The organism is Burkholderiaceae bacterium DAT-1 (assembly GCA_019084025.1).
Lineage (GTDB): Bacteria > Pseudomonadota > Gammaproteobacteria > Burkholderiales > Chitinimonadaceae > DAT-1.
In genome coordinates this window covers 556,372-578,634 of record JAHRBI010000001.1, presented here as the reverse complement: position 1 = coordinate 578,634, position 22,263 = coordinate 556,372, and the positions used below count along the sequence as shown (strand labels likewise).

General features: G+C 55.7%; 18 protein-coding genes. 12 read left to right on the top strand and 6 right to left on the bottom strand.

The annotated features are described in order from the left end of the window. The first annotated feature begins 36 nt into the window (after positions 1–36). From KSF73_02675 to pyrC, 3 genes are all read left to right on the top strand, one after another. The gene (locus tag KSF73_02675) at positions 37–585 is read left to right on the top strand and encodes a HutD family protein (GenBank protein ID MBV1774614.1); all 549 of its coding nucleotides are present in this window, start codon (positions 37–39) and stop codon (positions 583–585) included. Between the two features lie 30 nt (positions 586–615). Continuing rightward, the gene (locus KSF73_02670; protein ID MBV1774613.1) at positions 616–864 is read left to right on the top strand and encodes a sulfurtransferase TusA family protein; all 249 of its coding nucleotides are present in this window, start codon (positions 616–618) and stop codon (positions 862–864) included. A 61-nt stretch (positions 865–925) separates the two neighbouring features. Further along, the gene (gene pyrC, locus KSF73_02665; protein ID MBV1774612.1) at positions 926–1,966 is read left to right on the top strand and encodes a dihydroorotase; all 1,041 of its coding nucleotides are present in this window, start codon (positions 926–928) and stop codon (positions 1,964–1,966) included. 69 nt (positions 1,967–2,035) lie between these two features. On the opposite strand, the gene ccsB is transcribed toward pyrC, so the two are convergent. The 3 genes from ccsB to KSF73_02650 form a co-directional block, all read right to left on the bottom strand. Then, on the bottom strand, positions 2,036–3,364 hold the full coding sequence (gene ccsB, locus KSF73_02660; protein MBV1774611.1) for a c-type cytochrome biogenesis protein CcsB: 1,329 nt from the start codon (positions 3,362–3,364) through the stop codon (positions 2,036–2,038). Then, positions 3,361–5,382 (bottom strand): cytochrome c biogenesis protein ResB, encoded by a 2,022-nt coding sequence (locus tag KSF73_02655; protein MBV1774610.1) that lies wholly within the window; start codon positions 5,380–5,382, stop codon positions 3,361–3,363. The genes ccsB and KSF73_02655 overlap by 4 nt, the downstream gene beginning before the upstream one ends. 92 nt (positions 5,383–5,474) lie before the next feature. Next, positions 5,475–6,113: a cytochrome c4 gene (locus KSF73_02650; protein MBV1774609.1), complete on the bottom strand. Its 639-nt coding sequence runs from the start codon at positions 6,111–6,113 to the stop codon at positions 5,475–5,477. A 171-nt stretch (positions 6,114–6,284) separates the two neighbouring features. Here KSF73_02650 and yihA point away from each other — a divergent pair, with 171 nt between their 5' ends. The 7 genes from yihA (at position 6,285) to glmS (ending at position 19,036) form a co-directional block, all read left to right on the top strand. After that, entirely contained in the window at positions 6,285–6,893 is a 609-nt protein-coding gene (gene yihA, locus KSF73_02645; GenBank protein MBV1774608.1) for a ribosome biogenesis GTP-binding protein YihA/YsxC, read from the top strand. A gap of 176 nt (positions 6,894–7,069) precedes the next feature. Further along, complete coding sequence (gene pilG, locus KSF73_02640) at positions 7,070–7,453, top strand: twitching motility response regulator PilG (GenBank protein ID MBV1774607.1); 384 nt, start codon at positions 7,070–7,072, stop codon at positions 7,451–7,453. A gap of 97 nt (positions 7,454–7,550) precedes the next feature. Beyond that, positions 7,551–7,937: a response regulator gene (locus KSF73_02635; protein MBV1774606.1), complete on the top strand. Its 387-nt coding sequence runs from the start codon at positions 7,551–7,553 to the stop codon at positions 7,935–7,937. Positions 7,938–7,945: 8 nt separating this feature from the next. Continuing rightward, entirely contained in the window at positions 7,946–8,461 is a 516-nt protein-coding gene (locus KSF73_02630) for a chemotaxis protein CheW (GenBank protein MBV1774605.1), read from the top strand. A 387-nt stretch (positions 8,462–8,848) separates the two neighbouring features. Then, positions 8,849–10,813, top strand: coding sequence for a methyl-accepting chemotaxis protein (locus tag KSF73_02625; protein MBV1774604.1), 1,965 nt, complete (start codon positions 8,849–8,851; stop codon positions 10,811–10,813). Between the two features lie 140 nt (positions 10,814–10,953). Beyond that, positions 10,954–17,040, top strand: coding sequence for an Hpt domain-containing protein (locus KSF73_02620; GenBank protein MBV1774603.1), 6,087 nt, complete (start codon positions 10,954–10,956; stop codon positions 17,038–17,040). Between the two features lie 172 nt (positions 17,041–17,212). Next, the gene (gene glmS / locus KSF73_02615) at positions 17,213–19,036 is read left to right on the top strand and encodes a glutamine--fructose-6-phosphate transaminase (isomerizing) (protein MBV1774602.1); all 1,824 of its coding nucleotides are present in this window, start codon (positions 17,213–17,215) and stop codon (positions 19,034–19,036) included. A 372-nt stretch (positions 19,037–19,408) separates the two neighbouring features. Here the strand turns inward: glmS and KSF73_02610 are convergent, their stop codons facing one another. Both KSF73_02610 and KSF73_02605 read right to left on the bottom strand, forming a co-directional pair. After that, complete coding sequence (locus KSF73_02610) at positions 19,409–19,936, bottom strand: CbrC family protein (protein ID MBV1774601.1); 528 nt, start codon at positions 19,934–19,936, stop codon at positions 19,409–19,411. Between the two features lie 337 nt (positions 19,937–20,273). Beyond that, positions 20,274–20,558, bottom strand: a complete 285-nt coding sequence (locus KSF73_02605; GenBank protein ID MBV1774600.1) for a GTP cyclohydrolase — start codon at positions 20,556–20,558, stop codon at positions 20,274–20,276. Positions 20,559–20,631: 73 nt separating this feature from the next. Here KSF73_02605 and KSF73_02600 point away from each other — a divergent pair, with 73 nt between their 5' ends. Both KSF73_02600 and KSF73_02595 read left to right on the top strand, forming a co-directional pair. Beyond that, positions 20,632–20,961, top strand: coding sequence for a helix-turn-helix transcriptional regulator (locus tag KSF73_02600; protein MBV1774599.1), 330 nt, complete (start codon positions 20,632–20,634; stop codon positions 20,959–20,961). A 145-nt stretch (positions 20,962–21,106) separates the two neighbouring features. After that, a complete protein-coding gene (locus KSF73_02595; GenBank protein MBV1774598.1) occupies positions 21,107–21,322 on the top strand; it encodes a hypothetical protein in 216 nt (71 codons plus the stop codon). Positions 21,323–21,419: 97 nt separating this feature from the next. On the opposite strand, the gene KSF73_02590 is transcribed toward KSF73_02595, so the two are convergent. Continuing rightward, positions 21,420–22,241, bottom strand: a complete 822-nt coding sequence (locus KSF73_02590; protein MBV1774597.1) for an alpha/beta hydrolase — start codon at positions 22,239–22,241, stop codon at positions 21,420–21,422. Positions 22,242–22,263 lie beyond the last annotated feature (22 nt).

Sequence of the window (22,263 nt, the reverse complement as noted above, 5' to 3'; positions counted from 1 at the left end):
AGTGTGATCAAGCTGGGGCCGGAATCGTATCGTCAGATGCCGTGGAAAAATGGCGGTGGCGTCACCACCGAATTGTGGCGCCTCCCAGACCCTGAATCTGCAGATGGATTTCTGATCAGGCTATCGATTGCCAGCGTGGCCACCAGCGGGCCGTTTTCTCTGTTTCCGGGGATAGACCGGACACTGCTGGTACTGGATGGCGCGGGTATGCGACTGGATTGCGCAGATGGGAGTGCCATGCTGCTCGATAAGCCGCTGCATCCGGTGCGCTTTCCGGGCGAAACAGCGATTGAATCCACCTTGCTGAATGGGCCGCTGCGTGATTTCAATCTGATGGTGCGTCGGGGCGAGTTTGATGCCGAACTGGACGTGCTGCATCCCGCTACCGATCTGACTGTGCTGATGCGGCAGGATATGCGGCAACTGTATTACGTTGTCACAGGAAAGATCGATACGCCGGATAGGCAAGCGGTTTCCGGCGATTTGCTTGTGGCTGATTCGGCAAGCGGCGAGATATGCCTGCGCGCAGGCACTACGGTCATTGCGATTGCAATTCGACAGGTCAGACACCTTCACAGCGTATAATGGCGCGTTTGCATTTAACCGAGCCTTGCCATGACATCGCCCGATATTGCTCCGGAAGCCCAGCTAACCTCCGATCTGAGCGGTCTGAACTGTCCGCTGCCCATTCTGCGCGCAAAAAAGGCGCTGGCAGACTTGCCGAGCGGGACGGTGATCAAGCTGATCTGCACCGATCCCGGCACGCCTAGCGACTTTGAAGCCTTCTGTCGGCAGACAGGCCATGCGCTGCTCAAGCACGAGCGCACCGAGTCGCAATTCTTGTTCTGGATTCAGCGCCGCTGAGCCTTACTGTTTTTCTCCGAACTTTGCGCCTGCACGAACAGGTGCAGCAACAGGATTCACCATGTCGAACACGCTTACCCTGATTCGTCCGGATGATTGGCATCTTCACCTGCGCGATGGCGATGCACTCAAGGCTGTATTGCCGGATACCGCCCGCCGCTTTGGTCGTGCCATTGTGATGCCTAATCTGAAGCCGCCCGTCCGTACGGTGGAAGAGGCTGCCGCCTATCGCGACCGTATTCTGGCAGCCTTGCCTGCCGGTACGACCTTTGAGCCGCTGATGACGCTGTACCTCACCGACGTCACGCCACCTGAAGAAATCGCCAAGGTGAAAGCCAGTGGTTTTGTGAAAGCATTGAAGCTGTATCCCGCTGGTGCCACCACCAACTCTGACGCCGGTGTGACCGATGTCAACAAGGTGTTGCCGACCCTGAAGGCCATGGCCGATCTGGGCGTGCCACTGCTGGTGCATGGTGAAGTCACGGATGCCAGCATCGACGTATTTGATCGCGAAGCAGTGTTTATCGACCGGGTGATGAAGCCGCTGCTCGAGAAGCTGCCGAATCTGAAAGTGGTGTTCGAACACATCACCACCGCGCAGGCGGCGCGTTTTGTGTGGAGTGCGGGGGACAATGTGGCCGCGACCATCACCGCCCATCATCTGTTGATGAACCGCAATGCCTTGTTTACCGGCGGGATTCGTCCGCATCACTACTGCCTGCCTGTACTCAAGCGTGAATCACACCGCGAAGCGCTGGTGGAAGTGGCGACCAGCGGTAGTCCGAAGTTCTTCCTGGGAACCGATAGCGCCCCGCACGGCAAATCGACCAAGGAAGCGGCCTGTGGTTGTGCTGGCATGTACACGGCGTGCGCCGGTATCGAGCTGTACGCTGAAGCCTTTGATCAGGCTGGCGCACTGGACAAGCTGGAAGGTTTTGCCAGCCGCTTTGGTCCCTTGTTCTATGGCCTGCCGGCAAATCCCGACACCATCACGCTGGTACGCGATGCCGTGACCATGCCTGCGGAACTGCCGTATGTGGGGGGCGACACGCTGGTGCCGCTGCGTGCAGGCGAGACGGTGGCGTGGCGATTGCAGGACTGAGCCTGTACGCACGCAATAACAAAAGGGGCCATCAGGCCCCTTTTGCTTGAGATCGAGCTGACTCGCAGATCAAAGCGTGCCGTAGGAGTGCAGCCCCGTCAGGAACATATTCACGCCGAGGAAGGCAAAGGTGGTGACGAACAGGCCTGCCACGCTCCACCAGGCCAGCACTTCGCCGCGCCAGCCCTTCACCAGACGGATATGCAGCCAGGCCGCATAGTTCAGCCAGACGATCAGCGCCCAGGTTTCCTTCGGGTCCCACGACCAGTATCCACCCCAGGCATCTGCAGCCCACATTGCACCCAGAATGGTGGCGATGGTGAAGAACAGGAAGCCCAGTGCAATGGCGCGATAGGCAATTTCATCGATCAAGGCGGGGGCAGGCAGCAAGGCTGCAAATCGACCACGGTAGGCCGCCACCAGCATCAGGAACGCACTGGCAATCAGACCGCCGCTAACGAGACCAATCCCAGCACCCAGATCTGGGAACCAGATACCTGCTTTCAGCTGGAAGATGCTGCCAGCGACGGCCAGAGCAATCCCTGCGCCGATAAAGCGCAGACGGGAAGCGGAGCTCACCTCGCGAGGCTCGGCCAGCAGCCAGGCCACGCCCAGCATCGCCGAAAGGGCAAATGCGCCATAGCCGACAAAGTTTGCTGGTACGTGAATCTTCATCCACCACGATTGCAATGCCGGAATCAAGGGCTGGATTTCATGCGCCCGGCGATCGAAGCTGTACCACAGGATAAAGCCGACCGATGCAGTGATGATCAGCAGGACAAATGCGCCCACTTTGCGGGTCGCAAAGCGAGCTTCGAGGTACAGATACATCAGCGCCGTAAACAGGCAGAAGAGAATGAATACTTCGTACAGGTTGGATACCGGAATGTGGCCGACATCGGTGCCGACGAGATAGCTCTCGTACCAGCGAACCAGCAAAGCAATCAGTGCTGCGGCGGATGCGCCCCAGGTCAGCGAGGAGGCAATCTGCTCGACAGTCTGACTGCGGCGCAGCAGGGCGAACCAGTAGCAGCTTGTTGCCAGTACGAACAGCACACACATCCACATCACGGCGGACTGGCTGGCCAGCAGATACTTGAGCCAGAAGGCGGTTTGGCCGCGTGACAGGTCACCGTGATAGCTCGCCGCACCGGCCAGCGCGAACAGCGCGCACAGCGGCAGGAAAACACGCATCGGCTTCCAGAACCAGCCGAGTGCCACCAAACCGGCGGCGCTGCCGATCAGGATGACCTGTTCGTACACATCCATAAAGCCGGAGAAGCGATTGAGTGCATAGACAGACGCGAATGCAATGATCACCGCGAACAGCCAGTCGCCGATGTTGCTGGTTTTCCAGAATGCGCGGGGGGGCGTAAGGGTCAGTTCCTGCTGGCTCATGATGGTTCCTTGCCAATAAGTGCTGAAAGCGAGTCGAGTTGTTGCTTGAAGGCGGCGTCGGTCAACGCGTCGCGGCGATTGCTGCTAAATGCAAACAGGGCGTCACGATCGTTGATGCGGAGCCACATGCGGTTTTCGCGCACGTAGAACATACAGATGATACCCAGCACCAGCAACAGGCTGCCGAGGTAGACCAGATTCTTGCCTGGGCTGCGAGTGAGCTGGAAGCCACTGGATTTTACTTCCTTGAAGTCGACCATCTGCAAATAGACCGGGCTGCCATATTCGAAGCCTGCGGACATGGCGGTGAGGCTATCCATCAGGAAGCGATACTGCTTGCCGTCGGCATCCACTTCAATGGGAGATTGGCCTGCATGTTTCTGGGCAATGTCCATGGCAACAAAGGCAGCGCCTTGCAGCGACTTGAGCAACGGCTGTGCCACGGCTTCACGTTTGTCGGCGGGGACGCGCTCCTTCAGGAAGCGCTCCAGCGCCTGAAATCCACCCGATGCAAACTGGCTCAGGACAAAGCGCAGGCCCTGTTCGAACTGCTGCTTGAATTGCGGACTATTCCCCGATTGAGCGAGTTGTGCGGAAGTCTGGCTGACGATTTCGTCGCGAAACGCCGGATCCAGCATGACATCCTTGAGCCGCATATAGGTGTCGAGCTTGAAGTCCTTATCCAGCGGGAAACGGACAAAAGCAAATGGATCGGCTACGGCGGCGCGCACACCGCTCAGCAAATAATAGCGACCCTCTTCTTCGAACGGCTGCATATAGTTGCGATATTCATGCGCCTGACCCTGTGCATCACGCAGCTTGAAGGTAATCGACGGGCCGACATTTTTCAGCTTCTTCTCGGTACGAACCGCGCGGGCATCCTGAAAGACCTTGTCCAGATCGCGATTGCCTGCAGTGGCATCACCCAGGTTTTCGATGTTGAATACGCGCAGATCATCAAATTCGAGCGAGTAGGCTTGGGGACCAAAGCTTACGGGTACAGTGGATAGCGACTGTCCTTTGATTGCACTCGGCTGGCCGCCAAGCAAAGGCCAGACCTTGAATTCGAGCGGTGAGCCGCCATCCCCGAAGGTCGCCTGATAAATGGCAATGCCGTCGACGATCAGCGGATGGTTCACCTTGACTGTGCCGGTGGTGACCTTGCCGGTGGCCTTTTCCGTGACTTCGATATCACTGGCAAACAGCTTGGGTTGACCGGTACTGTAGTGCTCGACATGGAACTGCTTCAGCTTGATTGTGAAAGGCAGCTCCTGAATCATGAATCCCTTGCCTTCGTTCTGAATGGCGTAGTCGCGGCTGCTGCCTTCGGCTACCCGATTCATGTCGGCGCGGAATGAAAAGTTGCCGGTGCCGAGTCTGGCAGAGGCAGGAATCTCGGAGAGGCTGCTGGCCGAGACTTGCAGGGTTTTCAGTCCTAACCAGCGTTGTGCCTGCAGCACGACGTTGCCATCAAGCAGACCGCCAATACAGATCACCACAATGGCGACGTGCGCAAACAGATAACCCAGTCGTTGCAGGCTTCCCTTTTTTGCTGCCAGCATCAGGCCATCTTCACGGTTCACCTGTTTGATGCGATAGCCCTGTGATTGCCACCAGTTTTGTACCTTTTCCGCGAGCGAATCCGGCGTGCTGCTATGCGCAAACTCGGCATGATGCGCCATGGCGCGCAGCGAATTATCTTTGGCGTGTTCGCGATACTGGCGGATATCACGCAGCATGCTGGGCCACTGGCGCCAGATGCACAGTGAAGTAGAGAGAATCAGAAAACCGAGAATGCCGAGAAACCAGCCTGCGTGATACACATCGAACAGGCCGATGGTGTCAAAGATATTGGCCCAGAAGGCGCCAAATTCGATCACGTAGTTGTTGGATGCCTCGTTCTGCTTGAGAACGGTACCGATGACGCTGGCAATCGCAATGATGACCAGTAGGCTGATAGCAAAGCGCATCGAGCTGAATAGCTCGAACAAGGCTGCGCGGAATGAACTACGACGCACGGCGAAGGTTCTTTCACTCAAAATGAAAGGGTGGCACTGCCACCCCTTTCATGGATTGTCTGCCAGTGCTTACTGAACTGGCAAGTCAGCGATCAGCGCAGACCCTGGATGTATTCTGCTACAGCCTTGGTGTCTTGCTCCGACAGCTTCAGGGCGATGTCGTGCATCGGTGCATTCTTGCGGGCTTCGCCATTGCGGAAATTGGCAATCTGCGCCGCAATGTAGGCGCCATGCTGGCTACCGACGCGCGGGTATTGTACCGGAATACCGGCACCGTTGGGACCGTGACAGGCCATACAGGCAGGTACGCCGGTGGCTGCGATACCGCCGGTGTAAATCTTCTTGCCCTGTGCTTGCAGCTCCTTGTTGGTGGCTGCGCGATCCTTCGGCTTTTGCTGGCTGAAGTAGGCGGCGACATTGCGGATGTCGTCATCGCTCAGCATGGCAGCCTGACCGCTCATGATGGACGGGCCAACTTTACCGGTGGCCGCATCGAATGACTTGCGTTCACCCTTTTTGAAGGCGTTCAGCTGGGCAACCAAGTATTCTGCATGCTGGCCGGCCAGACTCGGATTGGCCGACGCGGCGCTATTGCCATCCGCGCCGTGACAGGCTGCACAGATCTTGTCGACAATGGCCTTGCCTGCAACTGCGTCAGCCTTGGGGGCGTTGGCTGCAAAGGCAGCGGTGGTGGCGAAACCGAGCAAAAGCATCAGCGCGCTACGTTTCATGTGGAAACACTCCTTCAAGACAATGGTCGTTTGCCGGCCGACGGCATAGAGCCGGTTTCGCTGGTTGTACGTATAAGCATGGATGCTAAAGTCCAAGCGTGCAACCAAGGGTTGATCGTTTAAACCTGTTATTCTATCGCAAGTCAATTTTGCCGCGAAAGCGCTAAGCATATGTCGCTGTTCACTCAACTCGCATTTCATACCACTGTCAACGACCTCCGCATGCTGCCATTCAATGGCCTGGAGGTGGCGTTTGTCGGGCGTTCCAATGCCGGAAAGTCCAGTGCAATCAATACTTTGGCCAATCACACTCGACTGGCCTATGTGTCGAAAACGCCTGGTCGTACCCAGCATATCAATTATTTTACCTTCGGTGACGAGCGCTACCTCGTCGATTTGCCCGGTTACGGGTATGCCGAAGTGCCCGAGGCAGTGCGGCTGCACTGGGAAGGTTTGCTCGGCAATTATCTGGCAACACGGGAAAATCTGATCGGCTTGGTGCAGATCATGGATTCGCGCCATCCTCTCAAGCCACTGGATTGTCGCATGCTGGACTGGTTCTTGCCACGTGGATTACCGGTTCATGTGTTGCTGACCAAGTCTGACAAGCTCACCAAGCAAGAGCAGACCAAAACCCTGCGCACGGTTCAGGAAGCATTGTCAAAGTGGCCAAATACAACAGTGCAGCTTTTCTCGAGTCTCAAAAAGCTGGGCGCACCTGAAGCCGAGACCATTATCGGCGGCTGGTTTGACGATGCGATGCAAAATGGCGACGAATAAGCATCAAAACTGTTTGTTTTGGGTCAAAGAACATGACGCGACTGTTTCCATTTTGTTCAAAAATGACGTTTTGCAGTCGTTTGTCATAGTTCTCGCTACTCGCTTGTGATAAGTTAGCGCGTAGTGGGGCGATGTGTATCTATCGATCCCGTAGACCAGACTTGTGGAGTAGTTGGATGGCAAATCTGACAGATATAAAAGTCATGGTCATCGACGACAGCAATACGATCCGTCGCAGCGCGGAAATCTTTCTCGGGCAGGCTGGCTGTCAGGTCATTCTCGCTGAAGATGGATTCGATGCGCTGTCAAAAATCAGTGACCATCATCCGGATATTATTTTCGTGGATGTGATGATGCCTCGTCTCGATGGCTATCAGACATGCGCGTTAATCAAGAAAAATCCGCGTTTTAAAAATACGCCTGTTGTCATGCTGTCAAGCAAGGATGGCTTGTTTGATCGTGCGCGGGGCAAAATGGTCGGATCAGATGAGTATCTGACCAAGCCATTCACCAAGGATAGTCTCCTTGAGGTGGTTGGCCAGCATGCGTGTAATGCTTAAAACTTCGGGCCGGTTTCGTACTTGAGATCAGAGTCAAAGCTGCTTTCGGGCAGATAAAGGTGTTGCGCCAAGAGCGCACAAGGGAAGGGTCATGAATCTGAAGAAAATCCTGATTGTGGATGATTCGCCGACAGAGCGGCATTTTCTCGGTGAGCTGCTGACCAAGAGCGGTTATCAGGTCGTCATGCTGGAAAGCGGAGAAGAAGCCGTTGCCAGAACAAGCGAAATCATGCCGGATTTGATTCTCATGGATGTGGTCATGCCGGGGCTGAATGGGTTTCAGGCAACCCGTACGCTGAGCCGTGAGGCGGCGACCAAGCATATCCCGATCATCATGTGTACCTCCAAAGGGCAGGAAACAGATGTGGTGTGGGGCAAGCGCCAGGGAGCCAGAGGCTATGTGGTGAAGCCGGTGGATCCAGCAGAGTTGCTGGGTCAGATTCAGGCGATTGCAGCCGAAGACAGTGCAAGTTCTGCAGGTTGAGTTGACTCATGGCCAAACGTATCAGTCTGAGGGAGTTTCAGGAAAGTGTGGTGGCTCGTCTCAAAGAGATGGCCTCTACTCACTCGGCGACGTCCCGATTGGGCGTGATGATTGGTCAGGATCGCTGGCTTGTTGATCTGACAGATGTCAGTGAGGTGATTCCGGTGCCGACGATGGTGAGCGTGCCGCTTACCCATCGCTGGTTCAAAGGTGTGGCCAATGTGCGCGGCAATTTGTTCAGCGTGGTTGATTTGCCGGCATTTTTAGGGGGGGAACAATCCACTCCGGCCAGCAATAGCCGTCTGCTGCTGGTGCATACACGCCACATTACCAACGCAGCTTTACTCGTGAATCGCATGGTGGGCTTGCGCAACCTGGAGAATCTGGAACACGCTGGTGATGCTGATGGCGAACTGCCCTGGGCGGGCGCCACCTGGCGTGATGCGCAGGGCGAAATCTGGCGCGAGCTGCATCTGTCCGAGCTGGTAACTCAACCGGTGTTCTTGCAGGTTGGATTGGTTTAAGTGGTGTGTATCCGTTCAGGTTGGGGAGCGGGTTGGTGTGATGGTTCAGCAATTTTGCATGCCGAAGTCGTCAAATAGATTAGACAAGCTTCAACAAGCCGCGCACGCGGTGGGGAGATGGTGAGTATGGCGTTTTCTCGCAAAGACAGCGCAAAGCAGGCTGATAAGGAAATGGGCCCTAAGACCGGCTTTCTGAGCAAGGTGCGTGGCATAAAGCGCGCTAAGGGTGAATCGGGCAAGGACGAAGGCAAGAACTTCGATCCTTTACGTACGGTGGGGATCATCGAACGCATGCGCTCTCCGGATGAGGAGGGGAATGCGACTCGCGGTATTCCGATCATCAGCAATCTACCTGTGCGCCAGCAGATCACGGTATTTGGCTGGGGGATGGCGATTTCGGTTGTCGCGTTTGCGGTAACAATGGCCTTGTCCGTGCGTGATTCAAATCATGCTGCTGTGTATCGTTCGACCTCTACGGAAATGCAGATGCTGTCGCAGCGTCTTGCCCGTGCGTCATCGCAGGCGATTCAGGGTAATACCCAGGCGTTTAAGTACCTGCAGGAAGCGTATACGGCATTTGACCGCGACCTTTCCTTGCTGATGAATGGTGGCGAAGGCTTGCCGCCTTCCTCCTCTGATGCGCAGGACGTGCTGAAGCGGATCAAGGACGTATGGGAAAAGAAATTCAAGCCCAGCAAGAACAACCAGCAAACCGTTGCGACCATTCTGAAGCAGCAGGAAACGCTGGAAAACGTCTCCAAGAGCGTGAACGCGATTAACAGTAACGATACCAAGTTGCTGGAAATGACCATGCAACTGGTGTCACTGCTGCAGGATTCCAAAGCGTCCGAGCACGTGATGGAACTGGCTAACCAGCAGGTGATGCTGTCGCAGCGGATGGCGAAAAACGCCAACGTGACGCTGGCCGGTGAATTGATTAACCCGGGTACCGTGTTCTTGCTGAGCAAGGACGTGAATACTTTCCGCGATACCCTGAACGGGATGATTGATGGCAGCGAGGAGCTGCGCCTGTCGCCTGCCAAGAATCCGGAAGTGCGCGAAAAGCTGAAAGAAATCCGCGAGTTGTTCAAGGATTTCGAAGGTGTGGTGCTGACGCTGTCACGTAATCTGCAGAATCTGACTAATACGCGTTATGCCAATCAGGCCATCTACCGCGAAAGCGAAACACTGCTGAAAGAGGCGCAACACCTGACACAGGTGTACGAGTCGAGCGAAGGCGGTGTCGTTGGCGTGGGCGCGGAAGTCTTGTTTGCAGCGCTGGCGCTGGTCTGTCTGTATGGTCTGATCCGTGTGTACAACGCGGAAACCATGGCTCGCCGGGTGGAAATCGAAGCGGAAAACAAGCGAAATCAGGAAGCGATTTTGCGTCTGCTGAACGAAATGTCGGATCTTGCTGACGGTGACTTGACGGTGCGTGCATCGGTGACCGAAGACTTGACCGGTGCGATTGCTGACTCGATGAACTATACGATCGACGAGTTGCGTACGCTGATTATCGGTATTAACCGCGCCACCGAGCAGGTGACGTCGGCATCCCAGCAAGCGCAGAACATTTCCAGCGAACTGCTGGATGCCGCGCAGCGTCAGTCGCAGGAAATTCAGACCACCAATAATGTGGTTCAGGAAATTGCCCAGTCGATTAACGATGTCTCTGCAAGTGCAACCGAGTCGTCCCGAGTGGCCCGCCAGTCTCTGGATGTGGCGCAGAAGGGTACAAACGCGGTGCAGGATTCCATCAAGGGCATGAATGAAATTCGTGAACAGATTCAGGAAACTGCGAAGCGGATTAAGCGTCTGGGTGAAAGCTCGCAGGAAATTGGTGAAATCGTGGAACTGATTTCCGACATTACCGAGCAGACTAACGTGCTGGCGCTGAATGCGGCGATTCAGGCGGCGTCTGCGGGTGAAGCGGGTCGCGGCTTTACGGTGGTTGCGGAAGAAGTGCAGCGACTGGCTGAGCGTTCCGGTGAAGCGACCAAGCAGATCGGCGCGATTGTGAAGACGATTCAGGCCGATACGCATGATGCCGTGGCCGCCATGGAAATTTCCACCCAGGGTGTGGTGGAAGGAGCCAAGCTGTCTGACGCTGCTGGTCAGGCCCTGAACGAAATCGGACAGGTGTCGAACGAGCTGGCGAATCTGATTGATACTATTGAACGTGCCACTCAGTCTCAGCGTACGCTGGCTGAAAAGGTGTCCGGTTCAATGGAGGACATCCTGCGCATTACCGAGCAGACCACGGCTGGTACGCGCCAGACCGCGGTGCAGATTGGTCAGTTGACCGGCCTCGCTGCCGAACTCAAGGGATCGGTTGCAGGTTTCAAACTGTAATTGAGATCTGCAGTACGGCGTTGCCGTAAAAAAGGATGGGCGAGCGCCTGTGTCTGTTGTCTATTGATTCTGTTAAAGAGTTGAGAGGCAGGGAGATGGGCGCAGCCTTCATCCGATGGATTAGTCCAGCGAGAGATTGAATGAGCGCGCAAACAGAATTCGACCTGGGATCGCTGATCTGGGTCAAGGGTGAGATCGACCAGGTGCTGGCTCAGGCACGGTCGGCCATCACCAGCCATCTGAACGAAGGCGCAGCGGGTGCGTTGCGCTCTGCCCAGACTTTTCTCCATCAGGCACACGGTGCCATCGAGATGGTTGGACTAGAAGGTCTGGGTAAATTTGTTGAAGTCATTGAAGTTGCAGTCGGGGCGGTTGAACGTCAGGAGCTTGCTGCAGATATCCTGAATGTAGCCAGCGAGGCGATTGAAGCCTTGCAGGCATTTCTCGATGGATTGCTGCTGGGGTCTCCGTATGTCCCGCTGAAGCTGGCACCGTTCTACCTCAAACTCCAGGCCTTGCGTGATGAGTCACAGCCGACGGCCTCGGATCTGTTTTTCCCAAAGCTAGAACCACAACTTCCTGCCGGGCTGACGCCTGTCAAACTCGAAGGTGAGGCGCTTCAGCAATTCCTGCGAAATGCGCGTACCCGCTTCGAAGGCGGATTATTGAAGTGGATGCGTCAGGAACCTGTCGAGGGACTCCAGTGGATGCATCAGGCGCTGCTGGGGATTGCCCGGAGCCAGAGCGGTACGCTGCAACGCGGATTCTGGTGGGCTGCCAGCGCGGTGGCCGAAGGCGCACAGGATAATCGTTCGACCCTGGATATCGAGCTGCAGGCATTATTTGCCCGGATCAATGCGCAGTTGCGCAAATTGATCGAAGGGAATGCCAAGATTGCCGAACGCCTGTATCGCGACGTGCTTTATGTTGCACTCCATATGAATACACGCAGTCCGCATGCGCGGGCTGTGCGGGCTGCATATGATCTGGATGCCTTATCGGGACGAGATGCGCAATCGGATCGCAAGCGGATGCAGGATTTGCAGCGCGTGCGGGAGTTGCGCGATGTACTGAATGCGGCCAAGGATAGCTGGGCCCGCATCAGCGCAGGTGCCATTGATAAGCGCAAGGGATTTGTTGCGCTTCTGACGCAATTGTCGTCTGGCAGTGAAGTGCTGGGCTTGCAGGCCATGCCACGCCTGATTTCGACATTAGAAGAAGTGGTCGACGGCAGCAAACCCATTGCGCCCTCGCTGGCGCTGGAAGTGGCGACCGCACTGCTCCTGATCGAGAACGCTGCAATCGTGTTTCCGGCAACCGTTCCTGAGTTCGATGCTCAGGCGGATGCCATGATCGCCAAGTTACAAGGCGATGCAGATGCCGAGCCGATTCTGGATAGCCTGTCGCAGAATGCACAAGAAAATCTCTTGCGTGTTCAGGTGGCGCATGAAATTCAGGCCAATTTGCGTGGCATTGAGCAGTCGCTGGATACCTGGTTCCGCGATGCATCGCGTCGTGATGAGCTGGATGCCGTCTTTGGTCCGCTGCATCAGGCGCAGGGCGCATTGTCGATCCTTGATGAATCGCGTGCAGTGGCACTGATTGAAGCCAGTGGCACCTTGATCGAACGCTGCAAACAAAGCGAAGATGTCCCGCCGCAGGAAACGCTCGAGTTTATCGCTGAATCCCTGTCTAGCCTGGGCTTCTTCGTTGATGCGCTGGCACGAGGGGATGTTGACCCGCACCGTCATCTGGATGCGGCGCTGCGCAAGCTAGGGCTGGATACGCCGGATATGGATATTCTGGCCGAGCCGATTGAGGAAAGTCTGGATCGCGCACCCGAAGCGGAAGCCTCTGTGCAGATCGCGACGCCAGAGGTGCAGGTTGCAGAGGAAGTGATTGAGCCCGAGGTAGCCGAGGCGGTGGCCGAGCCATTGCCGGTTCCTGCCGCGATTCCTGTCAGTGAAGCGGCAGTGGATGCCGAGTTGCTGGAGGTATACCTCGAAGAAGCCGTCGAGGTGCTTGGTAATGTGTCGAGCCATCTCGATATTCTGCGTGCGCAGCCGGGCGATCGTTCGGCGCTGACCGTGGTGCGCCGTAGCTTCCATACCCTGAAGGGCAGTGGTCGCATGGTGGGACTCAACACACTGGGCGAAGTTGCGTGGGCTGTTGAGCAAGTCTTGAACCGTTTCCTGCAGGATGAACGGAATGTATCGCCCCAGTTGATGGGACTACTGCAGGATGCACATGATGGTTTCGTGAATTGGGTCAATGAACTCAAGGAACACGGCCAAACAGCTGTTGAAGCGAGTGCGATTTTTGCGGCTGCAGAAGCCTTGAAGCAAGGTGATGCAGAACCTGTGGCTGTCGCTGCACCTACCCAACTTGTAGATGCACCTGCGGCTGATGTGCCTGCTTCCCCGCTTGAACTGGTTGCGGAAGCGGATGCGCCGGACGCGCAGGGGCGTGATGAACACGAAGCCGTGGACATTGCACCTGAAGCAGATGCACAAGCAGAGGATGCCGGTGGCGATATCCGCGTGGGCGATGTGTCCTTGTCGCCGGTGCTCTTCGGTATCTTCCAGGAAGAAGCTGCACGCTATGTCGCTGCCTTGCAGCAAGGTGGCGAGGTCTATGCTCAGCGTGGTGTGATCCAGCGCGAGTTTGTGCATGCCGCACATACGTTGTGCGGGATTGCACGCACGACGGGATTCCGGTGTGTGGGCGATGTGGCTCATGCACTGGAAATGGTACTGCTTGGACTTGAGCGTGCGCCGCAACTGGAGCAAGAAGTCTCGGATGTCGAACTGGTTCATCACACAATTGCCAGTATCGCAGACATGATTGACGCGATTCGTGCGCATCGTGAGCCGGTGGCTGATGCACAACTGTGTGAGGCGTTGATGGCGCGTGCCGAAGCACTGCGTCCTTATGCGCAGTCGGCAGAAGTGCGTGCTATGGCCGATCTGGCGCTCGAAGAGGCGGATTCCGGCGACGATGAGATCGTGCTGGATATTGCGCTGCTTGACTTGCCCGAGGATGCACAACTCGACGAAGCACAGCTGCAGGTGTCTGCAGATGATGCAGCAGATCTGAGCGGTTTGACGGTTGCAGAAGCGGAAGCGAAGTCAGAGGACGATACGCCCGAGGCAGTTGCAGATACCTTCGAAACAGTGGATTTTGAGCTGGAGCCCGAAGCCGAAGCCGAAGCCGAAGCCGAAGCCGAAGCCGAAGCCGAAGCCGAAGCCGAAGCCGAAGCCGACATCGAGACGGCCATTGAATTAACGCCGCTTGCTGAATCGGAAGAGGATGTCGATTCACTGGAGGATGAGCTTGAGGCGCTGCCAGTCATCGAGGTTGAAGAGACTGAAGACGCTGATCTGCCGGTGATAACGGATGTTGTTGAGTCTGACGAAGGTGCAGCGGCTGAATCCACAGGTGTAGACGCAGCGATATCCGATGTATCTGATACGGATGCGTGGGCGGGCGACACTGAAGATGATGTGCCGACACTCGAGCTTGTCGTCGAAGAAGTGGCGCATGAGGAAGTGCCGGAAGTCACCGAGCCAGCAGCTGAATCGGCATTGCCCGAATTGCAGGCGAATGAGCTGGATAGTATCGACTTCGACATTGGTGAAAGTGAAGATGCAGAGATCGAAGCTGTAGCCGTCGAGGATGCGCCGCTGCTTGAGGCAGACATCTCTGACGAAGCGGCAGAAGAAATTGAAGCTGAATCGTCGGAAGCCGCATTGCCGGTGGATGAAAGCGAGTACGCTGCCGAAGCCGAAGCCGAAGCCGAAGCCGAAGCCGAAGCCGAAGCCGATATCGAAATCAATGTCCCGACACTGAATGACGCGCCTCTTATCGAGGAAGTCGTTGCCGCGCCGGTGGTCAGCCCGGAAGTTGCGGTTGCCCCGCGTGCAGAGCAGCGTCTGGCCGATATTGCAGTTGCGGATGAAATTGACGAGCAATTGCTCCCAGTCTTCATTGAAGAAGCTGAAGAGCTGATGCCGCAGATTCGCGCTGGTTTGCGCGGTTTGGGCGAAGATGCGTCGCATGCCGATGCGCTGCGTCGCCTGCTGCACACGCTTAAGGGCAGTGCGCGGATGGCAGGTGCAATGCGTCTGGGTGATGCGACTCACCAGATGGAAACACGCCTGATTAACGCCGGTGAGCTGATTTCGCCCGCGCTGATTGAAGGTCTGGAAATTGATTTCGACCTTGTGTCCGAGGTGTATGACCGCTTGCTGAATCCGCAAGCTGCAGCCGAAGAGGCTGAAGTCGAAGTGGCAAATCAGCCTGCTCGTGATGAATTCTCGGTGATGCCTGTGCAAATCACCCGAGGCGAACGTCTGGTGCAGCCGCTGCAGCCGACCTTGTCCGATCCGGATGCAGGTAAGGCAACGATCCGTGTCCGTGCGGATCTGGTTGACCGTCTGGTTAACCAGTCCGGTGAAGTGGCGATTGCGCGCTCTCGTATCGAGGCTGAAATGCTGGCGCTCAAGCGCAGCCTGGGCGATTTGACCGATAACGTGACTCGCTTGCGTGGTCAGTTGCGCGAGATTGAAATTCAGGCTGAGTCGCAGATGCAGTCGCGTCTGTCGCACACCAACGAGTCGCACGATTTCGATCCGCTCGAGTTCGACCGCTTTACCCGTCTGCAGGAACTGACCCGCTTCATGGCCGAGTCCGTGAATGACGTGGCCACCGTTCAGCAGAACTTGTTACGCAACTTCGATGAGTCGAACGCAGCCCTGCTGCAGCAAGCGCGGATGACGCGTGACCTGCAACAGGAACTGATGCGCGTGCGCATGGTGCCGTTTGGTAGCATCGCCGACCGTTTCTACCGCCTGGTTCGTCAGGTGGGTAAGGAAACCGGCAAGAAGGTCAATCTGGAACTGCGTGGCGGCCGAGTTGAAATCGACCGGTCCGTGCTGGAAAAGATGGTCACGCCGTTCGAGCACATGCTGCGTAACGCGATTGACCATGGCCTTGAGCATACCGGTCAGCGTCTGTCGTCCGGTAAAGGCGAGTTCGGTGAAGTGACGATTGAGGCGCGTCAGGAAGGGAATGAACTGGTTCTGACGCTGCGTGATGATGGTCGTGGTCTGGATCTCGATCGTATTCGCAGCAAGGCACTCGAGCGCGGCCTGATTGGCGCCAATGATCACCCGACGCCGCATGCCTTGATGGCGATGATTTTTGCGGCCGGCTTCAGTACAGCCGAATCCGTCACGCAACTGTCCGGCCGTGGTATCGGCATGGATGTGGTGCGGACGCAGATTACCGAACTGGGTGGTCGCGTCGAAGTGGATTCGCAAGTCGGACTGGGTACGACCTTCACGATTCATCTGCCGCTGACCCTTGCCGTGACACAGGCTGTGATGGTGCGGGTGGGTGAACGTCACTATGCGATCCCATCGGTGATGGTGGAGCAGGTGCAGGAATTGAAGATGCCTGCACTGGAAGAGTTGTACCAGAAGGGTGACGTGAACTGGCTGGGTAATCAGTATCCGTTCCATTACCTGCCGCGTCTGGTGGGTGACATGGATGTCAAGGCCGAGCACAAGCGCTACAACACTGTGCTGCTGCTGCGCTCCGGTGCTCAGCGGATTGCCATCCACGTTGATGAACTGACCCGGAACCAGGAAGTTGTGGTGAAGAACATCGGCCCGCAGCTGTCACGTGTGGCCGGTATTGTGGGTGCGACTGTGCTGGGTAACGGCGAAATCGTGCTGATCATCAACCCGATGCAGCTAGCGCTGCGCCGCGCCGAAACACCTGCTGATCTGCAAGTGTCGAGCGAAGTGGCACATGCCGAGCCTGCCGCCAATGAAGTACTGGATGTGGCGCCGGTGGTGATGGTGGTGGATGACTCGCTGACTGTGCGCAAGATTACCGGTCGTCTGCTGAGTCGCGAGGGCTATCAGGTCGAAACAGCCAAGGATGGCGTCGATGCCTTGCAGCAATTGCAGGATATCAAGCCAGCGGTGATTCTGCTCGACGTAGAAATGCCGCGTATGGATGGTTTTGAACTGACGCGTAATCTGCGCGCCAATGCCGACACCCGCGATATCCCGATCATCATGATCACGTCGCGAACCGCAGAAAAGCATCGCAACTATGCGCTGGAGCTGGGTGTGAACGTCTTCCTGGGTAAGCCGTATCAGGAAGATGAGCTGCTTGAGCACATTAGTCAGTTCGTCGGAAACAAGGTGCCGGCTTAAACAAGGCCTGCCACACTGAAAGCCCTGCATGAAGCAGGGCTTTTTTCATTGAGATGTAAATGACAAATGCATATTTTGTAGGTGTTCAATATGGGCTGAAAATATGGTCACTTCATACAAAATATGACGTACACTTTTAATTGTCAGAACTTGATATGCGAATGGAATAAATATGTGCGGAATTGTCGGTGCGGTCGCCAAGCGCGATGTCGTGGCTCATCTGATCGATGGGCTGAAACGACTGGAATATCGTGGTTATGACTCTTCGGGGATTGCGGTGCTCAATGATGGCATTCAGCGTGTACGCCGCGTGGGTCGAGTGGCCGAGATGGAAGCTGCTGCACAGTCCGAGCATATTCAAGGTCTGCAAGGGATTGGCCATACCCGTTGGGCGACGCATGGTGGCGTGACCGAGCCGAACGCGCATCCGCATATTTCGCAAGGCGTGGCGGTGGTGCATAACGGCATCATCGAAAACCATGACGAGCAACGCCAGCGTCTCAAGGGGCTGGGTTACGAATTTACCTCGCAAACCGATACCGAAGTGATTGCCCATCTGGTGAATCACTGCCTGAAGGATAGCCCCGACCTGTTCACCGCCGTACAAAAGGCAGTGCAGGAATTGCACGGTGCCTACGCCATTGGCGTGATGAGCGAGAATGAACCTGGCGTACTGGTGTGCGCACGCATGGGCTGCCCATTGCTGATTGGCATTGGCGAGGGCGAGCATTTCATTGCATCCGATGTCTCTGCTGTCATTGCCGCTACCCGCCGCGTGATTTTCATGGAGGAGGGCGATGTCGCGCGACTGACCGCCGACAGCATGACACTGCTGGACAAATCGGGTCAGGCAGCCGAGCGTGCGGTGCATGTGTCCGATGTCTCGCTGGCATCGCTGGAGCTGGGCCCGTACAGCCATTTCATGCAGAAGGAAATCCACGAACAGCCGAAGGCGCTGGCCGATACCATCGAGCAGATTCTCGATGATGGGTTTGTGCCCTCGCTGTTTGGCGATGTGGAAGGCGGCTTGCTCTCACAAGTGGAAGGTGTGCAGATTCTGGCCTGCGGCACCAGCTACTATGCCGCATCGGTGGCGCGCTACTGGATCGAGCGTATTGCCCGTATTCCGTGTCAGGTCGAGATCGCCAGCGAATACCGCTATCGCGATGTGGTGGCGAACCCGAAGCACCTGCTGGTGACCATTTCGCAATCCGGCGAGACGCTGGATACCATGGAAGCGCTGAAATACGCGCAATCACTCGGCCACAACATCACCTTGTCGATCTGCAATGTGCGCGAATCGGCGATTCCGCGTGCCAGCAAGATGGTGTTCTATACCCGTGCCGGTGCGGAAATTGGCGTTGCATCAACCAAGGCGTTTACCACCCAGCTGGTTGCTCTGTTTGCACTGGCGGTGACGCTGGGCAAGCAGCGCGGCAAGGTGAATGCAGCTGACGAAGCTGCTTATCTGGACGATCTGCGTCAGTTGCCGGGCAGCGTGCAGCACGCCCTGAATCTGGAGCCGCAAGTGGCAAGCTGGGCGGTTCAATTTGCCAAGAAACACCATGCCCTGTTCCTGGGACGTGGCGAGCATTATCCAATCGCACTGGAAGGCGCGCTGAAGCTGAAGGAAATCACCTATATCCACGCCGAAGCCTATGCGGCCGGCGAGCTGAAGCATGGCCCGCTGGCGCTGGTGGATACTGATATGCCGGTGGTGGTGATTGCGCCAAACGACACCCTGCTGGAAAAAGTGAAGTCCAATATGCAGGAAGTCCGCGCGCGTGGAGGCGAACTGTTTGTGTTCGCCGATCTGGACAGCCACTTTGGCGAAAGCGATGGCGTGCACGTGATTCGCGCGCCACGGCATGTGGGCGCGCTGTCGCCGGTTGTGCACTCGATTCCGGTGCAGTTGCTGGCCTATCACACGGCGCTGGCACGTGGGACGGATGTCGATAAACCACGTAACTTGGCCAAGTCGGTGACCGTGGAATAAGGGGCTTTGGTGGATTATTGACGACAGGTAATAAGGTTCGTCGGGCGGTGACTTACTGTCGCCGGGCAAAGAGGTCACTGCGTAAATGCGTGGCCTCTTTTTGTTTGGAGGCTGAAGTACGCGATGACGTTTTATGAAATTGGATTTTGACTGGTGCTTGGCCTGGGCTGACTTTGGGGTGATGGACTGAAAACGGCAGCAAATGAGTGTATTGCTGCCGGTTAGTGGGGCGAATCGGGAAATTTTCGATCTCTAGGGTACTGTCCGGCAGTGCGAGTTTGGAGGGCGTGAATGTTAACGTCTGAGTTAACAGGCGGCGGCGCCGGCACGGCGACGACGTCCTGTTGAACGATTAGTTAGCCCGACGGTTATTCATGAGAAGTCCAGACTATAGACCGGACTTCCACAGTGCCGGCAAACAAATTTGAATATTGATATGCCTCCACCTGGCGCATAGTTATCCCGGATACGAGGCCAGTGCTCCGCCTTAATTCCTTCCCTTGAAACAAGCTCCGCAAGTAGATCCCCTGATATTCCCGCGACCTCTTCAATTGAAGCATCGCCATGAAACTCACAGGCATCGCCGCAATGCGATTGCCAAATTTGTTGTTGCCACGAATTATAGCCAGGCGTTCTTTCGCATACTTCTTCAATTACGCTTTCCGGAAGGTTGCCTCGGCGTAAAGGATAGTCATCCAAAAACTGCCCATCATATTTCCGCGCCGCGCTTCCATCAGAGATACACCATGGACATATCACTTCCACCTCTTCAGTGGCATACAACACCGAGCTATATTTATACCCTCTTGCTTTGCCGCAACACTCGCAGCTCTCATTGGTCGAGACGATCGCGCCAGTTGCAATTGGATTAGGATGATATTTGAACTTTGGTAGATCCATGTCTTATCCAAGAGGGCTAACATCAAATACAATGACCCATCGGTCAGTCATAGCATTATTATAAGAGCGTCGGATGATACCCTTCAAACCCGCGCCACGCCTCGATCTTGTCTGAGCTGCGTCAGTATAACAATAGACTCAGTGAATAATGGTGGATTGCACAAAAGCACAGGCTACTTTTTAGGGGGTGAAGTCGTATGACTGCAATGCAGGGCATCTATCCACCACCTGCTCCTGACCGACTAGCTTACCTGTGGTTAAACATCCATGTTGAGCGACATTCAGCGCAGGCAAGGCGTGAGCGATGAAGCGTCAAGGCTATTGCTCGAATAAGCCGCTAAATCAACCCCGTTAGTGCTTCTGCCATCATCACTGGCTGAAATTCAATCAGCGAATATTTTGCCACGCCAGCGCAGACCATCGGGTCTGTATCAAACACGCGTTTCACGTCTTCTATGGAATGATGGCGAGACAAGATGATACCGCCCGTTCGAGGGACTTTCCGCCCGCCAAGCAGCAGTTCACCGCTATCGTAAAATTTGGATAGATGTGCGCGATGAGCAGAAACAAACAGATCAACCTGCTCTAATGAGCTCGTGAACTCAAAATTGACAAGAAACATATGCTCTACCCATTTGCATGTTGTTTGAAGGTGCGGCACAATATCGCTTCTAAATTCGAAGCGCAAGCACTTTATGGCAACCCCCATTCCTGGCGTTCCGGTCAGAGGCTCGACATCCGGCCAACCGCTTATGGCCTTGTTTGACCTGCTAGGTCGGCGCTGGGCTATGCGAATTTTATGGGAAGTAAACGCGAAGCCATCCTCATTTCGTGAGCTTCAAGCATGCTGCGGGAATATGTCATCGAGTGTGCTCAACACCCGGATCAAAGAGCTGCGAGAAGCGGGGCTCATTATGCTTGCTGATGAGGGGTACAGGATCACAGCGTGTGGAAATGAATTAATGAGCCTGCTTTCACCATTGCGGGAGTGGTCGAAAAACTGGGAGCACAGTTTAGAGGCATAATCGTGCCAATGAACAGCGCCCCCGGATTCGAGTCGCTGACTACCATCTGAGAGGCTGGCCGCGGACGATCGCCATGCAGCGCCTCAGCCGACCGTCTGTAACTGGCAGATTATTTACTTCAACCCGAACATTTCACACAAAGCCTATGAGACACGCACTCAAGCAGCATATCGTACAGGTCTGTCATGAAAAAATGGCTGCAAAGGGGGCGGATGTTGGGCTGTCGTTCTATGCCTTTTTCAAGAACAAGAATGACGATCCTGAATTGCTGATGGAAGCTGCCACCTGGTGGATTCTGACTAATCGACTGGATCACTTTGAAAAAGCAGCAAAGATTAAGGCACTCGTCGAGCGTACTTGACGCGAATTCACGCACTTTCACCGGCATGCAGACAAAGTAGCAATCCTCGGGAGAAGCGAGGCTGATTTCGCCATCAGCGATCGTGATGGCAGATTCTTCAGCTATTTCCGGGCCACTCGTTGGCCATGATCTCCCGAATGGCTGCAGTCACTTTTTCCGGATTGGCTGACTGAATCCGGTGGTCTGAATCGACAATAATGGTGCGTGCCCGAGGGTACATCTGCTTCACCCGGGCGATGGTGTGCGGATCATCATTGACCACCCCAAAATCCACGCCAATCGCACCGCGCGATTTGGGTATGTTGATCAAGCGGATCATCGGAATTTCATCGGGCGAGGGCAGGCCCAGTACCATTTCGCCGGTGTGATGAATTTCGTCAATCTCGCGTGCTACCGTCCGGCTCAGGAAAAGCTGCTTGCCGATGCGCGTGTAAAGCGGAAATTCCTCGGGGCGTTTAATGATGCCCGGATACAGCGAATCGACCAACACAACGCCTCTGACTTCCTGCGGGTAGAGGCGCGCAAACAGTTGCATATACAGGCCGCCCATGGAGTGCCCTACCAGTAGATAAGGGGGCTTGAGCCCTTGCTGCTGCAAGCGCAGACGAAGCGCGTCGACAATGGTCCGGCCATCCCGTGGGTCACTGGTTTCCGGACTCTTGCCGTAGCCGGGACGGTTGTAAGCAAAAGTCGTCATGTCCTTGCCAATATCGGCGATCACCTGATCCCATGTATCCAGCGTTTCCCGTGCACCATTTTCAAACACGACGGTGCCATGGGAGGGCTGTGCTTCACGTTTACGGAGCTCGATGTAGTCATGGACAGAAGCGGATGTTTCTACCGCACCAACCGGTGTTGCGATACAGAGCAGTAGCATCAGTACCGTAAATAGGGGCGCGCTGAGGTGAGTCTTGAACATATTGGTCTTCCTTGTGTGCCAG

Coding starts and splice junctions, on each gene's coding strand:
- KSF73_02620 (MBV1774603.1), top strand. CDS start 10,954: ATGAGCGCGCAAACAGAATTCGACCTGGGATCGCTGATCTGGGTCAAG.
- KSF73_02675 (MBV1774614.1), top strand. CDS start 37: ATGCCGTGGAAAAATGGCGGTGGCGTCACCACCGAATTGTGGCGCCTC.
- pyrC (MBV1774612.1), top strand. CDS start 926: ATGTCGAACACGCTTACCCTGATTCGTCCGGATGATTGGCATCTTCAC.
- pilG (MBV1774607.1), top strand. CDS start 7,070: ATGGCAAATCTGACAGATATAAAAGTCATGGTCATCGACGACAGCAAT.
- ccsB (MBV1774611.1), bottom strand. CDS start 3,364: ATGAGCCAGCAGGAACTGACCCTTACGCCCCCCCGCGCATTCTGGAAA.
- KSF73_02625 (MBV1774604.1), top strand. CDS start 8,849: ATGGCGATTTCGGTTGTCGCGTTTGCGGTAACAATGGCCTTGTCCGTG.
- KSF73_02630 (MBV1774605.1), top strand. CDS start 7,946: ATGGCCAAACGTATCAGTCTGAGGGAGTTTCAGGAAAGTGTGGTGGCT.
- KSF73_02595 (MBV1774598.1), top strand. CDS start 21,107: ATGAGACACGCACTCAAGCAGCATATCGTACAGGTCTGTCATGAAAAA.
- KSF73_02605 (MBV1774600.1), bottom strand. CDS start 20,558: ATGTTTCTTGTCAATTTTGAGTTCACGAGCTCATTAGAGCAGGTTGAT.
- KSF73_02600 (MBV1774599.1), top strand. CDS start 20,632: ATGGCAACCCCCATTCCTGGCGTTCCGGTCAGAGGCTCGACATCCGGC.
- KSF73_02590 (MBV1774597.1), bottom strand. CDS start 22,241: ATGTTCAAGACTCACCTCAGCGCGCCCCTATTTACGGTACTGATGCTA.
- KSF73_02670 (MBV1774613.1), top strand. CDS start 616: ATGACATCGCCCGATATTGCTCCGGAAGCCCAGCTAACCTCCGATCTG.
- KSF73_02650 (MBV1774609.1), bottom strand. CDS start 6,113: ATGAAACGTAGCGCGCTGATGCTTTTGCTCGGTTTCGCCACCACCGCT.
- yihA (MBV1774608.1), top strand. CDS start 6,285: ATGTCGCTGTTCACTCAACTCGCATTTCATACCACTGTCAACGACCTC.
- glmS (MBV1774602.1), top strand. CDS start 17,213: ATGTGCGGAATTGTCGGTGCGGTCGCCAAGCGCGATGTCGTGGCTCAT.
- KSF73_02610 (MBV1774601.1), bottom strand. CDS start 19,936: ATGGATCTACCAAAGTTCAAATATCATCCTAATCCAATTGCAACTGGC.